General features: G+C 50.6%; 17 protein-coding genes. 6 read left to right on the top strand and 11 right to left on the bottom strand.

The features are described 5' to 3' along the window. The first annotated feature begins 11 nt into the window (after positions 1-11). The gene (locus AC1HDJ_RS13145; RefSeq protein WP_479536172.1) at positions 12-815 is read left to right on the top strand and encodes a class II glutamine amidotransferase; all 804 of its coding nucleotides are present in this window, start codon (positions 12-14) and stop codon (positions 813-815) included. A gap of 137 nt (positions 816-952) precedes the next feature. On the opposite strand, the gene hemW is transcribed toward AC1HDJ_RS13145, so the two are convergent. The 7 genes from hemW to AC1HDJ_RS13110 all read right to left on the bottom strand — a co-directional run bounded on the left by hemW (position 953) and on the right by AC1HDJ_RS13110 (position 5887). Next, positions 953-2098 carry a radical SAM family heme chaperone HemW gene (gene hemW, locus AC1HDJ_RS13140; RefSeq protein ID WP_479536171.1) on the bottom strand — a complete coding sequence of 382 codons (1146 nt, stop codon included), beginning with the start codon at positions 2096-2098 and terminating at the stop codon, positions 953-955. After that, on the bottom strand, positions 2091-2684 hold the full coding sequence (locus tag AC1HDJ_RS13135; protein ID WP_479536170.1) for an XTP/dITP diphosphatase: 594 nt from the start codon (positions 2682-2684) through the stop codon (positions 2091-2093). The genes hemW and AC1HDJ_RS13135 overlap by 8 nt, the downstream gene beginning before the upstream one ends. Before the next feature lie 91 nt (positions 2685-2775). Continuing rightward, on the bottom strand, positions 2776-3318 hold the full coding sequence (locus tag AC1HDJ_RS13130; RefSeq protein ID WP_479536169.1) for a DUF4426 domain-containing protein: 543 nt from the start codon (positions 3316-3318) through the stop codon (positions 2776-2778). Positions 3319-3397: 79 nt separating this feature from the next. Beyond that, positions 3398-3679 carry a DUF167 family protein YggU gene (gene yggU, locus AC1HDJ_RS13125; RefSeq protein WP_438622442.1) on the bottom strand — a complete coding sequence of 94 codons (282 nt, stop codon included), beginning with the start codon at positions 3677-3679 and terminating at the stop codon, positions 3398-3400. 32 nt (positions 3680-3711) lie between these two features. Then, on the bottom strand, positions 3712-4266 hold the full coding sequence (locus AC1HDJ_RS13120) for a YggT family protein (RefSeq protein ID WP_479536168.1): 555 nt from the start codon (positions 4264-4266) through the stop codon (positions 3712-3714). Between the two features lie 24 nt (positions 4267-4290). Beyond that, positions 4291-5121, bottom strand: a complete 831-nt coding sequence (gene proC, locus AC1HDJ_RS13115; RefSeq protein ID WP_479536167.1) for a pyrroline-5-carboxylate reductase — start codon at positions 5119-5121, stop codon at positions 4291-4293. A gap of 61 nt (positions 5122-5182) precedes the next feature. Then, positions 5183-5887: a YggS family pyridoxal phosphate-dependent enzyme gene (locus AC1HDJ_RS13110; RefSeq protein ID WP_479536166.1), complete on the bottom strand. Its 705-nt coding sequence runs from the start codon at positions 5885-5887 to the stop codon at positions 5183-5185. A gap of 23 nt (positions 5888-5910) precedes the next feature. On the opposite strand from AC1HDJ_RS13110, the gene AC1HDJ_RS13105 reads away from it, so the two are divergent. Together AC1HDJ_RS13105 and AC1HDJ_RS13100 are read left to right on the top strand one after the other, a co-directional pair. Beyond that, complete coding sequence (locus AC1HDJ_RS13105; RefSeq protein WP_479536165.1) at positions 5911-7014, top strand: type IV pilus twitching motility protein PilT; 1104 nt, start codon at positions 5911-5913, stop codon at positions 7012-7014. Continuing rightward, entirely contained in the window at positions 6998-8107 is a 1110-nt protein-coding gene (locus AC1HDJ_RS13100; protein WP_479536164.1) for a PilT/PilU family type 4a pilus ATPase, read from the top strand. The genes AC1HDJ_RS13105 and AC1HDJ_RS13100 overlap by 17 nt, the downstream gene beginning before the upstream one ends. A 74-nt stretch (positions 8108-8181) precedes the next feature. Here AC1HDJ_RS13100 and ruvX read toward each other — a convergent pair whose 3' ends face one another. From ruvX to rsmE, 4 genes are all read right to left on the bottom strand, one after another. Continuing rightward, the gene (gene ruvX / locus AC1HDJ_RS13095; RefSeq protein WP_479536163.1) at positions 8182-8601 is read right to left on the bottom strand and encodes a Holliday junction resolvase RuvX; all 420 of its coding nucleotides are present in this window, start codon (positions 8599-8601) and stop codon (positions 8182-8184) included. Next, positions 8598-9161, bottom strand: coding sequence for a YqgE/AlgH family protein (locus AC1HDJ_RS13090; RefSeq protein WP_479536162.1), 564 nt, complete (start codon positions 9159-9161; stop codon positions 8598-8600). Before AC1HDJ_RS13090 ends, ruvX begins: the two co-directional genes overlap by 4 nt. Before the next feature lie 188 nt (positions 9162-9349). Beyond that, the gene (gene gshB, locus AC1HDJ_RS13085) at positions 9350-10297 is read right to left on the bottom strand and encodes a glutathione synthase (RefSeq protein WP_479536161.1); all 948 of its coding nucleotides are present in this window, start codon (positions 10295-10297) and stop codon (positions 9350-9352) included. A gap of 14 nt (positions 10298-10311) precedes the next feature. Beyond that, complete coding sequence (gene rsmE, locus AC1HDJ_RS13080) at positions 10312-11046, bottom strand: 16S rRNA (uracil(1498)-N(3))-methyltransferase (protein ID WP_479536160.1); 735 nt, start codon at positions 11044-11046, stop codon at positions 10312-10314. A 234-nt stretch (positions 11047-11280) separates the two neighbouring features. Between rsmE and AC1HDJ_RS13075 the strand changes: the two genes are divergently transcribed. From AC1HDJ_RS13075 to AC1HDJ_RS13065, 3 genes are read left to right on the top strand one after another with little or no spacing between them, the layout of a single operon-like run. After that, a complete protein-coding gene (locus AC1HDJ_RS13075) occupies positions 11281-11793 on the top strand; it encodes a MarR family winged helix-turn-helix transcriptional regulator (protein WP_479536159.1) in 513 nt (170 codons plus the stop codon). Next, positions 11790-12014 (top strand): DUF1656 domain-containing protein, encoded by a 225-nt coding sequence (locus tag AC1HDJ_RS13070; RefSeq protein WP_438622384.1) that lies wholly within the window; start codon positions 11790-11792, stop codon positions 12012-12014. The genes AC1HDJ_RS13075 and AC1HDJ_RS13070 overlap by 4 nt, the downstream gene beginning before the upstream one ends. Before the next feature lie 49 nt (positions 12015-12063). Further along, positions 12064-13074, top strand: a complete 1011-nt coding sequence (locus AC1HDJ_RS13065) for an HlyD family secretion protein (protein WP_479536158.1) — start codon at positions 12064-12066, stop codon at positions 13072-13074. The last annotated feature ends 2 nt before the right edge of the window (positions 13075-13076 follow it).

The following is a 13076-nucleotide window of genomic DNA, read 5'->3' as shown; positions in this document are numbered from 1 at the left end:
AGGAGTGGCTGATGTGTGAATTGCTCGGGATGAGCGCCAATGTACCGACCGATATTTGCTTTAGCTTCACGGGGCTAGCCAAGCGCGGTGGGCAAACCGGCCCGCATAAAGATGGCTGGGGGATCACCTTTTACGAGGGGCGTGGCTTTCGCACGTTTAAAGATCCACTGCCTAGTGCGCAATCGCGAATTGCGCAATTGGTGCAGGATTACCCGATTAAATCTTGCGCAGTGGTGGCACACATTCGTCAGGCTAACAGTGGTCCTGTTTCACTGGAAAATACTCACCCGTTTACCCGTGAGTTATGGGGGCGTTACTGGACTTACGCCCACAACGGCCAGTTAACCGATTTTGCTCAACTGCCGACCGGCCGCCATCGTCCAGTGGGTGATACCGACAGTGAGTATGCATTTTGCTGGCTGCTCAATCAGCTTGAATTGCGCTATGCCTCGGCAGTGGGGGCAGATTCACCGGCAGATCCAGCATTTAACCAGTGGCCTGCGCTGTTTGCGTATATCGCGAAGTTGTGCGGGCAGTTAAAAGGCCTCGGCGTGTTTAATATGCTGCTCTCTGACGGCGAATTTGTGATGGCCTTTTGCTCAACCCGTTTGCACTGGCTAACCCGTCGCGCGCCGTTTGGCCGTGCCACGCTGCTCGATGAAGATGTAGTGATCGACTTTCAGCAAGAGACCACTGCCAATGATGTGGTCACTTTGATAGCGACACTGCCGCTTACCCATGATGAAGTTTGGCAGCCGATTCCTGAAGGGGATTATTGCCTGTTTAGAATGGGTGAGTTGATTGCTAAGGTGTGATAGCTGGATATGATTATAGTGGTATAAGAATAAGCCTGATACGGCACTTGAGGTGCGTATCAGGCTTATTGCTAGCCTACTGACTGTGATATTAACGTTAAGGTCAATAAACCACAGTAATAAACTAAAGTGAGAAACTAAATCTCATCAGGCATCAAAAACAGCTCTAATAGCGAGTTTAAGAATAACTTGCCGTGCTCGGTGAGTTGCCACGCACTGTCAGTTTCAACGATATAACCCGAGCGGATCGCCTGATCAAGTGCCGGTCGCACACTCTGTTCACTCAGGCCGGTGAATAGTGGAAAATCAGCCCGTGGCGCGGGTTCGAGTAATCGGAAACGGTTCATGAAAAACTCAAATGGCCGATCATTTTCCGGTACTGGGCTGTGATTATCAACATAGCGGCCCTGCATGTAACCGCGTGGATGCCGTGTTTTTACCGTGCGTAGAATGCGCCCATCACCAAAAGTAAATTTCCCATGCGCGCCACAACCAATGCCAATGTAGTCACCAAAACGCCAGTAGTTCAGATTGTGCTGACACTGGTATCCTGGCTTGGCATAGGCGGAAATCTCGTACTGCTCGTAACCTGCGGCTGTCAGTAAGGCATGGCCCTGCTCAAAAATCATCCACAGCATATCCTCGTCTGGCAGCGTTGGTGGGCGTGAATTGAACAAGGTATTGGGTTCAATGGTCAGCTGATACCACGAAATATGCGGCGGGGCCAGATCGATAGCGTGTTGCAGATCGCTCAGCGCCTCTTCGAGAGTCTGGTCGGGCAGACCGTGCATCAGATCAAGGTTAAAGCTGCGCAGCCCTAGCTGGGTGGCCAATGTTGCCGCTCTCACAGCCTCTTCCGGCCCATGTATCCGCCCAAGACGTTGCAGTTTTTCACTGGAAAAACTTTGCACGCCGATAGAGATACGGTTGATGCCAGCCTGCTGATAACCAGTGAACCGATCCGCTTCTACCGTTCCGGGGTTGGCCTCCATGGTGATTTCGGCATCGGGGGCGACTGGAATCAGCGCCCGTACACCATCGAGCAGTTGTTGCATCGCTTCGGCTGACAGCAGGCTAGGAGTACCGCCACCGATAAAAATAGTGCTTACCGTGCGCCCACCCGCCAGCGGTAAATCTGCGCGCAGATCATTGAGCAGGTGCTCAATGTATTCAGCTTCTGGCAGCCCCTCTTTGAGAGCGTGCGAGTTAAAATCACAGTACGGGCATTTCTGCACGCACCACGGAATATGGATATACAAACTGAGCGGAGGTAACTCAAGCATGAGCCATGGCTTCCCGTAGTTTTTGCAGTGCCTTTGCACGGTGCGAAACCGCTTTTTTCTGTTCAGCCGGCAGTTCAGCAGACGTACAGCCTAATTCTGGGATAAAGAAGATCGGATCGTAACCAAAACCACCCTGTCCGGCAGCCTGTTGGGTAATAACACCTTCCCACTGACCATGACAAACTAGCGGTGTCGGGTCTTCTGCATGGCGCAGATAGACCAGCACACAGTGAAAACGGGCACGTCGTTCAGCGTCTGGAATATCAGCCATTACCGTCAGCAGCTTGTTCAGGTTGTCAGTGTCACTGGCATTTTCACCGGCGTAACGTGCTGAATATAGCCCCGGAGCGCCGCCGAGTGCATCCACGGCAAGGCCGGAGTCATCGGCAATGGCGGGTAATCCGCTCAGGCGGCTGGCATGGCGTGCTTTTAAAATGGCATTTTCGATAAATGTCAGGCCGGTTTCCTCGGCAGACTCTATGCCAAACTCGCTTTGTGCGATGACATCCAGACCGAAGCTGGCCAGCAGATCGGCCATTTCACGTACTTTGCCCTGATTACCGGTTGCTAATACCACTTTTTGCATCACAAAATCCTGTATTCTGACTGAAAAATTGATTTCAGAAAGGGTAACGCGCCGCAAGCCGACTGTCAGCTATTGTTGGTGAAGAAAAAGGTTATTGATCAGTATAGAAGGTCTGCTGGAATTGCAATGTGCCGCCATTGAATGTTTCTTGGCTGTTTTTGGGGCGGCTGATTTGCAGTGAGAAACGGTAAGTCTCTTCGTTGACGACCGGAATTTCCGCCAGATAGTAGTGCGCTTCACCCTCTTGAATGCTGCGAAAATTCAGTTCACGGGTATTGCCAATCAGGTTTTGTGCCGTACCGCTCAGGGCAATGGCTTGCGCCGGTTTTCCTGCTTTATTGGGATCAAGCGCCGTCACATTGAGAATAATACGGTAGGCGCTACGGGTTAGGCCATATTGTGTAGCAATAGCCGGGCTGAGCAATGTTGAGGGAAAGGCACTGTAATGCACTTCAAGGCCGCCGACTTGCTGCTGTTGCTCGGCATGGGCAAATGGGCCAACGAACAGCAGCGTACCGGCAAACACAACGTACAGCAGTTGACTGATAACATGGCGTACTCTTTGTAATATCCCAGTACTTGCGCTGTTGTGATGTATACGACAGTTAGTGGTGAGTTTGGGTGAAATCAGCATCCGTTTCCTCCGTGAAACACGTGCATTATTAGTCGGTAGTTTTAATCACCGATGGCTTAAGTCAACCATCAGCGAATACTCAGTCAGAGAGTAGCAGTTTTTCTATCTCAGGGGGGATCTGCTGCGGCTGCGCTATTCTGACCTGTTTATGCCGGCCCAGTTCGCCTTTTTCGATACAAATTTGCCCTTTGGCTACGCGAAACTGTTTCGATAAAAACTTGGTCAGATGCGCATTGGCTTTTCCATCAACCGGCGGCGCGGTGATCGCAATTTTCAGCTCTTCACCGTGCAGCCCGACTATCTGGTCACGGCTGGCTTTCGGCTGAATATAGAGGCGCAGAATCAGCGCCTCATTGTGGATATCCTGCTGTACAGCAGCGTGTGGCGCTGTACTCACAGTTGCAGCCAGATGAAGCCGAACAGATCAGTACCCAGATAGTTCAGTGCAATCAGGATAATTGACAGCAACATCACCGACAGATCCAGCCCACCCATTGGTGGTAAAATGCGGCGCAGCGGAGCAAGCAGAGGCTCAGTCAGCTGGAACAGCACGTAATCCATCGGGCTGCGGCCTTGGCTGACCCAACTGAGCAGTGCGCGGATGAGCAACACCCAAAAGATCATCTTACCGATGGCTTTTACCGTTGCTAGCACGCCAAGCAGCAGATAGCCTGAACTCCAGAATGCCGCACCGGTTTGCACTACTGCAATCAGCGGGAACTTGATGATCTGAATAACCACCACCAGCAGCAGTGTAGCGATATCCCAGCCGCCGATACCCGGAATGAGGCGGCGCAGTGGTGCGACAATCGGTTGAGTCGCTTTGACAACAAATTGTGAGAACGGATTATAAAAATCAACGCGTGCGGCCTGCATCCAGACGCGCAGCAGCAGAATAAACACGTACAAATCAATAAAGGTACTGAGCAAAAAAGTTAAAGATTGCATCGCTACGCCTTGCAGTTAAGATAATTAAAATAGTTTTTCCATTTCCTGTGCGCGTTTTACCGCGGCTTGCATAGCTTTGGCAACAGTTTCTGCCAAATGTTCTTCGTTAAATACCCGAATTGCTTCAGCGGTTGTACCACCTTTAGAGGTGACTTGTGCCCGCAATGCTTCAAGTGATAGCTGCGGATTTTCATCAACCATACGCGCTGCACCGAGTGCTGCCTGCTGTACCAGTAAGCGCGCCATCTCGGCTGAGCATCCCATCTGCTCGGCTTCGGCCTGCATCGCCTGCATAAATAAGAAGAAGTAAGCCGGGGCACTGCCTGATGCGGCAATCACGCTGTTAATGTCGCTCTCGGCTTCTAACCAGCAAATTTTTCCGACCGCACCGAGCAGTTGTTCAGCATACGAGCGGTCAGAATCTGTCACAGACTTTTCGGCATATAAACCACTCATGCCCGCTCCCAGTAGTGCTGGCGTGTTCGGCATCACCCGAATAATACGCTGTGCGCTAGGAAGCAGTTGTTGCAGGCGTGCGACAGAGATCCCCGCTGCCAGTGAAATGACCAGTTTCCCGCGCATATCTAGATCATGCAGAGTGATTAACGCTTCGGCCATATTTTGCGGTTTTACGCCCAACACCACTACCTGCGCATTGCTGGCAGCATCAAGGTTTGAGGTATCGGTTCGAATACCGTAACGCTCGCCTAGTTGGTGGCGTGTCTGTGCGGTTCGGTTAGTTGCACAAATGGCTTGGGGTGGATAACCTGCTTTACACAGGCCAGCAATGATTGCTTGCGCCATATTTCCTGCGCCTAAAAACGCAATATTTGGATAGTCCCGTTCCTTTGTCATCTCAATAACTCCTTGTTGTTTTTATGCTTTTGTATGGCGCGGTTGCTGTATGTTAGTGAACCTATACCAGATACTCTCTGGCACCAAAAATTGCGGTACCAATACGAACCAGCGTACTGCCTGCTGCAATGGCGGCATCAAGGTCTCCGCTCATCCCCATAGAGAGCGTATCAATGTCTGGATGGGTCAGTTTCAGCCGTTCAAATGCCGCCTGCAGGCGTGCAAACTCGGCATACTGCTCATCATAGGTGGCGGTTTCTTCAGGGATAGTCATCAGCCCGCGCAGCTGTAAGTGCGGTAATGTGGCGATCAGATCGGCCAATGGCTGAATTTGGGCAAAATCGACCCCTGATTTACTGGCCTGCTGGCTGACATTGACCTGAATCAGCACATTTAACGGCGCTTTGTCGGCCGGGCGCTGTTCGTTCAGGCGTTGGGCGATTTTGGCGCGATCAACGGTGTGCATCCAGTCAAAATTTTCGGCCACCAAACGGCTCTTGTTGCTTTGCAGCGGGCCGATAAAGTGCCAGATAAGTTCTGCCCCTTCCGGTTCGGTGGCAAAGAAAGCGATTTTATCCACCCCCTCTTGCACATAATTTTCCCCAAATGCCCGTTGTCCGGCGGCAATGGCTTCTTGTACCGCACTCACGGGTTTAGTTTTGCTCACTGCCAGTAATGTGACAGATTCTGGATGCCGCTCGCATTTTACAGCGGTAGCGGCAATTTGTTGATTCATCGTGTGTAGGTTTTCTTTAATATTTCGCATGCTATTGTTTTCAAGGAAATGAAATGGATATCACAGAACTGTTGGCTTTTAGTGTAAAGCATAATGCCTCGGATCTGCACCTTTCTGCGGGTAATCCGCCGTTGATTCGTGTTGATGGTGAAGTGCGTCGCGTTAATATGCCTTCTCTCGACGGGCGCGAAGTGCGTCGTCTGGTGTATGACATTATGAATGATGTGCAGCGCCGAGATTTCGAAACCGAGATGGAGCTTGATTTCTCATTTGAACTGGCCGGTATTGGCCGTTTCCGGGTCAATGCCTACCAGCAGCAGCGCGGCATTTCGGCCGCTCTTCGTACTATTCCCACAGATATACCAACATTAGACCAATTAAACGCGCCTGAAGTGTTTCGGAATATTGCCATGCAACCACGCGGCTTGGTGCTGGTAACCGGCCCTACCGGTTCGGGCAAGTCAACCACGCTGGCGGCGATGGTCAATTATGTGAATCAGAACCAACACCACCATGTGCTAACCATTGAAGACCCGATAGAGTTTATCCATACCAGTAATAAATGTTTGGTTAATCAGCGTGAGGTGCATCGGCACACCCACAGCTTCAGCGCTGCGTTGCGCTCGGCACTGCGTGAAGACCCTGATGTTATTTTAGTGGGGGAGTTGCGTGATCTAGAGACTATCCGCTTAGCATTAACGGCTGCTGAAACCGGGCATCTGGTCTTTGGTACGCTGCACACCAGTTCGGCGGCTAAAACCATTGACCGTATTGTGGATGTGTTTCCCGGTGCGGAAAAAGATATGGTGCGGGCGATGTTGTCTGAATCACTGAAAGCGGTGATTTCGCAGGTATTGCTGCGTAAAGAAGGCGGTGGTCGGGTGGCGGCACATGAAATTATGCTGGGTACACCGGCGATTCGTAACCTGATCCGTGAAGATAAAATTCATCAGATTTACTCAATTTTGCAAACCAGCTCGCGGCAGGGTATGCAAACGCTAGAGCAAGCGTTAACCACGCTGGTCAGCCAAGGCGTTATCCGTCAGGAAGAGGCACAGCGCAAGATGAATTCGCTGATGGATGGTATCAATAACGGTAACAGCGGCAGCTATAACAACAGTAGCGCGGGGGTTATGGGGCATGGTTTCGCTGGATGATTTACTGCAAGAGATGCTGCGCTGCGGGGCATCAGACCTGTACATTTCCGTTGATGTTGCCGCGCAGTTGCGTATCAACCATGAGCTGAATGCCTATGGTGAGCCACTGGATATAAATACCGTTACCGAGCTGGTGGGCGCGGCAATGGGGCCTGACCGGTTTTTGGAATATTGCCGCTTGAAAGAAGGCAATATGGCACTGGTACGGCCGTTTGGCCGCTTTCGGGTTTCGGGTTTTTGGCAGCGTGAACTGCCGGGTATGGTGATTCGCCATATCCGCACCGATATCCCGACGATTGATGAGTTGGGCTTACCGCCGTTAGTCGGTGAGCTGGCGATGACCCGTAAGGGGTTAATTTTGGTGGTGGGGGCAACCGGCAGCGGTAAAACAACCACACTGGCAGCCATGCTGGGCTACCGTAATCAGTATGATCAGGCGCATATTCTGACGGTTGAAGACCCAATAGAGTTCATCCACCCGAATAAACGCTGTTTGGTTACACAGCGCGAAGTCGGGATGGATACCGACAGTTATGAGATTGCGCTTAAAAATGCACTGCGCCAAGCGCCTGATGTGATTCAGGTGGGGGAGATCCGGGCGCGCGATACCCTACAGCATGCGGTTTCATTTTCCGAGACCGGCCATTTGTGTATTGCCACACTGCACGCAAACAATGCCAGCCAAGCATTAGAGCGGATGGTGCATATGATCCCCGAAAGTAGCCGTGAAGCGTTTTTGTTTGATTTATCCAATAACCTACGGGCGATTATTGGCCAGCAGTTGGTGCCGGGGATTGCGCAGGGTAAGCGTTTGCTGGTGCATGAGATTTTGATCAATACGCCACGGGTGACAGATTTGCTGCGTAAAAATCAGCTATTTGAGCTGCGAGAGGTGATGGCCCGTAACAGTGAAATAGGGATGTGCACGTTTGACCAATCACTGTATGAGCTGTATCGCTGTGGGTTAATTAGCTATACCGATGCTATTCACTATGCTGAGTCAGCGAACGATTTACGCTTACAGATCCGCAGTAACGGTGATGAGGATTTTTCGCAAAATACCTTTGATAACGTCACGGTTGATTTGGGATAACCTGATTGGGTTTTAAGCCACTGGATAAGACCAATGGCTTATTGGGAGTGGGAGGTAGCGCCGTTGGATGGGAATTACCCCAAGTTTTGCTCAAACCAGCTCTCTAAAATCACGCTAGCTGAAGTAGCATCAACGCGGCCTTTATCAAGTGCGCGGTAACCTCCGTGTGAAAACAGGTGAGAACGTGCCTCAACGGTGGATAGCCGTTCATCATGCAACGCAATAGCTTGCCCAAATCGGCCATGAATCCGGTTGGCAAACTTGCGGGCAAGTGCAGTCACCGGTTGTTCTGTACCATCCATATTCAGCGGTAAGCCGACCACCACCAAATCGGGTTTCCACTCTTTGAGCAGCTTTTCTACCTGCGCCCAATCTGGAATACCGTCGCGGGCTTTTAGCGAGGCTATCGGCCTTGCGGTGGCGGTAATCTCTTGCCCGATTGCAACACCGATACTTTTGGTGCCGAAATCAAATGCCATCATTGTACGGCTCATGCGTGACCTGCTTGCGGTGCTATCTGGCGAATATCAATACCCAGTTTTTTGGCAGTGGTTTGCCAGCGCTCACTGATTGGGGTATTGAACAAAATATCGGGGTCAGCATCAACAATCAGCCATGCATTCTCTTTGATCTCGGCTTCGAGCTGATCTTTCTCCCAGCCCGCATAACCCACTGCAACCAGCACTTGCTCTGGCTGTTCGGCTGTTCCGAGGGTGTGCAAAATATCACCCGAGGTGGTGATCATCACCTCAGGGGCAAGTTGCAAACTGGAGTCAAATTTATCAGATGGCGTATGCAGGATAAATCCGCGATCAGGGGCTATCGGCCCGCCGGCAAGCACTTGCCTGTCGAGACGTTTACTCATATCACGCGGTTCAGGGGTGATTTCAATCTGAGTTAGCATCTCTTCAATGGTCATCTCGGCGGTACGGGTCAGGGCAATGCCCATTGCACCGTCAGTTTCTGAATGTTCACAGATATAAATAACGGATTTTTTGAAAAACGGGTCTTGCATGCCCGGCATGGCAACAAGAAAATGGTTCTGCAAGTTCATTGTTTGTCGGGTTCGCTTGTAGTCAAAACAGCGGGCAGTATGCCGCGCTGTGGGGGGGAAGTCACCTGTTGGATGATGATTTCGGATTGAGATCAGGCGAAGGGTCTAACCGGTTTCGCCTGATTTTTCCTGCATTTTTGCTGCATTTTTGCGGCTATTGCGCAGGTTATTACTCATGATTAAGCCGATTATTGCGCGATGCGGGCTTCTATGGCATCCATCAACATACCTGTAATTGAAACAGGAAACGCCGCTTCAATTTCGCGGATACAGGTCGGGCTGGTGACGTTGATTTCGGTGAGTTTATCGCCGATAACGTCAATACCGACAAAAATCAGCCCTTTTTGCTTTAAAATCGGTGCCACAGTACGGGCGATATGCCAGTCTGATTCGGTCAGTGGGCGCGCTTCACCACGGCCACCGGCTGCCAGATTTCCGCGTGTTTCACCCTGTTTAGGGATACGCGCTAAGCAGTACGGAACGGGTTCACCATCTACCACTAAAATTCGCTTGTCACCGTCAGTAATGGCCGGAACAAAAGTCTGTGCCATACAGTAGTTTTGCTGATAGTGAGTCAGGGTTTCGATAATAACCGACAAGTTAGGATCGTTCTCTTTCACGCGAAAAATAGAGGTGCCGCCCATACCATCAAGAGGCTTAAGGATTATATCGCCATGCTTTTGATGGAAGGTACGGATCATCTCGGCACTGCGGCTAACCAGCGTGGTCGGTGTGAGTTCAGGAAACCATGCGGTGAACAGTTTTTCGTTACAATCGCGCAGACTTTGTGGCTTATTGACAATCAGCGTGCCCATCTCTTCGGCACGTTCGAGAATATAAGTGGCGTAGATGTATTCGGTATCAAATGGCGGGTCTTTACGCATCAAAATAACATCAAGATCGCCCAGTGCAATCTGCTGTTCGGTGCCAAAATCATACCAGTGCTGTTTATCGTTTTGTACGGTCAGCGTGCGGGTGCGGGCTTTGGCCTCGCCGCTCTCTAAATAGAGATCCGCCATTTCCATATAGTGCAGCTGATAACCGCGTGCTTGTGCTTCTTGCAGCATCGCAAAGCTAGAGTCTTTTTTGATGTTGATGTCCGCAATCGGGTCCATCACGATACCCAACTTGATCATATGTACTCCTTAACTTAACCGAGGTCGCCAAAGCGAACTTGTAGTGCAGTAATCGCGGTAAGCGCCGCGGTTTCCGTGCGTAATACTCGCGGGCCGAGCAGCGTTTCGGTAAACTGATAGGTCTCTGTCATGCTAATTTCTTCTGCCGACAACCCACCTTCGGGGCCAATCAGTAAACGTACACCAGCCGGTGGCAGCGCAGGCAGCGTATTGATGCTGTAGCGCGCGCGCGGGTGCAAATTCAGCTTTAAGCTGCCATCTTCTTCGGCACACCACTGTTCAAGTTTCATCAGTGGGCGAATCAGTGGCAGGGTATTACGCCCGCACTGTTCACAGGCGGCAATAGCAATTTTTTGCCACTGCTGAATTTTTTTTTCCATTCGCTCGGCATCGAGTTTAACGCCGCAACGCTCAGAAATCAGTGGAGTGATCACGTTCACGCCCAGTTCGACCGATTTTTGAATGGTGAACTCCATTTTTTCACCGCGTGAGATCACCTGCCCAAGATGCAGTTGCAAAGGGGACTCACGGTCATCAGCGTGCTGGGCGGTGATATTCACCTGCACCTGTTTTTTGCTGTTTTCGGTGATGCTGGCACTGAACACCTGATTACTGCCATCAAACAGCGCGAGTTGATCGCCAACCCGCATGCGCAGTACGCGCCCGACATGGTTGGCGGCATCTTCTGATAGTGCAACAGTTTGCCCGATCTCTATATGATGAGGGTGATAAATACGTGGTATGCGCATAGGTCACTAGTGGTATGTAGTAGTCAATTATCTGGTCATCTTAACATGCCTCTCGGGGCGCTGCTGCTTTGTATCAAAACTTGTTTTTATGTGATCTATGTCTTGCTGTTAGTTAGCTGGCTAACTATAATCAAAACCAACAAGCTGTGTGAGCTTTGTTGCATTGGGCGTCATCAGGTCAATGTTGCGGCATACTATAAGGTATCTGCAAAGGGCTTATTGTGAGGTGAGCGCGTGACAACACAACATCGTTTAACATTAAATTATTGCGAGAAACACCTTCCGACACTGGATCTAGAGCGTATTCGCTTATCAATAGATTTTTTTGAAGAGATCGACAAATTACGTCTAGGCTTAGTAAAGATAGCAGAGCTGTCGGGCCAGCAGGCGGGGCGTTTTTATATCCTGCGCGTACTGTTTGTTACGCCGGAACATGCGCTTTTGCCGAGTGATTTAGCTGAAATTCTGGGGGTGGCGCGTGCGTCTATCACCAAGCAACTGGGGATTTTAGAGGGGCAGGGCATGGTTGAACGGCAAGTGAATCCCGATGATCGTCGTTCTGTTTATGTGCATCTGACTTCTGTTGGGCATGCGTTTATGGCTACTGAATTACCATTGTATTTACAACGGGTTGATCGCGGATTAACTGATTTTGAAACGGCACATTTTGGTGCGGTAGTGAAGCAGTTACGGCGGGTATTGACCGGTATCGAACATGAGTTAACGAGTACAAGTGATCCCCTATGAGTCTGTTTCTCTCTGATACGTTTCTTGCTCATGATGTGGTATTTTTTGACATCTATATTCCGCGTTTGGTGGTGCTGGGTTTACTGGCATTTATCACTATGTCGTTGTTGATTCGCGTTATTTCCCGCCGCCAGTGGTTACGCCACGTGTGGCATCCCCGTTTAGTGCTCTGGGTTAGCGGTTGTGCGCTGCTAGCGCTGTTCAGTTTACTGTATCAATAAGCCTGATCCGCAGGTGAGCCTCATTCAACGAATAATATAAGAAGTGATTATGTCTGTAGATATCCGTCGCCGTAAGGTTTTTGTCTCGCTCGGGGTTATTGCAGTTGCGCTGCTGGTGATTGTGGGAGCTTATAAGTATCACACCAGCTCACCACAGACCCGTCATGCGGTTGTTCGTGCCAATATTGTCTCATTAGCACCGGAAGTAAACGGTGCGATTGTTGAGGTGGCGGTGACCGATAACCAGCCGATCACCAAAGGGCAGTTACTGCTGCGTATTGACTCGCGCCCCTATCAGTTGGCAGTGGATAAAGCGCAGGTTGATCTGGCCAGTGCACAACAGCAAGTTCAGCAGCTTCAAGAAGGGGTGAATAACGCTCGCGCCAGTGTGGAAGCGGCGCAAACCCGTTATCAATATGCACAAAAAGATTTATCGCGGGTGCAGCGTTTGTGGCAGCAAAAAACACTGTCACAAAGCAGTTACGATCAGGCTCAACGTGATGTCAATATTGCGCTGTCTGATTTACAAGCTGCCCGCAGTAAGCAGGCTCAAGCACAGGCTCAACTGGGTATCGTGGGTAAAAATAACACCTTATTGCAGGCTGCACGTGTCGCGCTGGCAAAAGCACAGCTGGATTTAGACCGAACCAGTTTGTATGCGGTTGCCGACGGGTTTGTCTCGTCTGTCAATATTCACGCCGGTGACTTTGCACAGGCCGGTAAACCGGTTATTGCACAAGTAGATGCCGAGCATATGTGGGTTGAAGGAGCATTTTCTGAAACCGATCTGGCGAAAATAAAACCCGGCATGAAGGCTGATATCACTCTGATGGCTTATGGTAACCGTGCCATTGCCGGGCATGTAGACAGTATTGGCCGTGCGCTTAATCCACAGGATATGGGCAGTGCAAACAGCTTGATCCCGAATCTGCCTAAAGTGTTTGACTGGGTGCGTTTGGCGCAGAATATTCCGGTTAAAGTGGTCTTTGATCAGCGGCCGGAAGAGTTACAGATTTTACCGGGCCTGACTGCCACGGTGAATTTAAAAGCTGAGCAATAAGC

This window comes from Plesiomonas sp. ISS29 (assembly GCF_056522795.1).
This window is presented reverse-complemented; position numbering and strand designations above follow the sequence as displayed.

Bases quoted from the DNA above. Each gene is read 5' to 3' on its own strand.
- AC1HDJ_RS13145 (WP_479536172.1), top strand. From the start codon at position 12: ATGTGTGAATTGCTCGGGATGAGCGCCAATGTACCGACCGATATTTGC.
- hemW (WP_479536171.1), bottom strand. From the start codon at position 2,098: ATGCTTGAGTTACCTCCGCTCAGTTTGTATATCCATATTCCGTGGTGC.
- AC1HDJ_RS13135 (WP_479536170.1), bottom strand. From the start codon at position 2,684: ATGCAAAAAGTGGTATTAGCAACCGGTAATCAGGGCAAAGTACGTGAA.
- AC1HDJ_RS13130 (WP_479536169.1), bottom strand. From the start codon at position 3,318: ATGCTGATTTCACCCAAACTCACCACTAACTGTCGTATACATCACAAC.
- AC1HDJ_RS13120 (WP_479536168.1), bottom strand. From the start codon at position 4,266: ATGCAATCTTTAACTTTTTTGCTCAGTACCTTTATTGATTTGTACGTG.
- proC (WP_479536167.1), bottom strand. From the start codon at position 5,121: ATGACAAAGGAACGGGACTATCCAAATATTGCGTTTTTAGGCGCAGGA.
- AC1HDJ_RS13110 (WP_479536166.1), bottom strand. From the start codon at position 5,887: ATGCGAAATATTAAAGAAAACCTACACACGATGAATCAACAAATTGCC.
- AC1HDJ_RS13105 (WP_479536165.1), top strand. From the start codon at position 5,911: ATGGATATCACAGAACTGTTGGCTTTTAGTGTAAAGCATAATGCCTCG.
- AC1HDJ_RS13100 (WP_479536164.1), top strand. From the start codon at position 6,998: ATGGTTTCGCTGGATGATTTACTGCAAGAGATGCTGCGCTGCGGGGCA.
- ruvX (WP_479536163.1), bottom strand. From the start codon at position 8,601: ATGAGCCGTACAATGATGGCATTTGATTTCGGCACCAAAAGTATCGGT.
- AC1HDJ_RS13090 (WP_479536162.1), bottom strand. From the start codon at position 9,161: ATGAACTTGCAGAACCATTTTCTTGTTGCCATGCCGGGCATGCAAGAC.
- gshB (WP_479536161.1), bottom strand. From the start codon at position 10,297: ATGATCAAGTTGGGTATCGTGATGGACCCGATTGCGGACATCAACATC.
- rsmE (WP_479536160.1), bottom strand. From the start codon at position 11,046: ATGCGCATACCACGTATTTATCACCCTCATCATATAGAGATCGGGCAA.
- AC1HDJ_RS13070 (WP_438622384.1), top strand. From the start codon at position 11,790: ATGAGTCTGTTTCTCTCTGATACGTTTCTTGCTCATGATGTGGTATTT.
- AC1HDJ_RS13065 (WP_479536158.1), top strand. From the start codon at position 12,064: ATGTCTGTAGATATCCGTCGCCGTAAGGTTTTTGTCTCGCTCGGGGTT.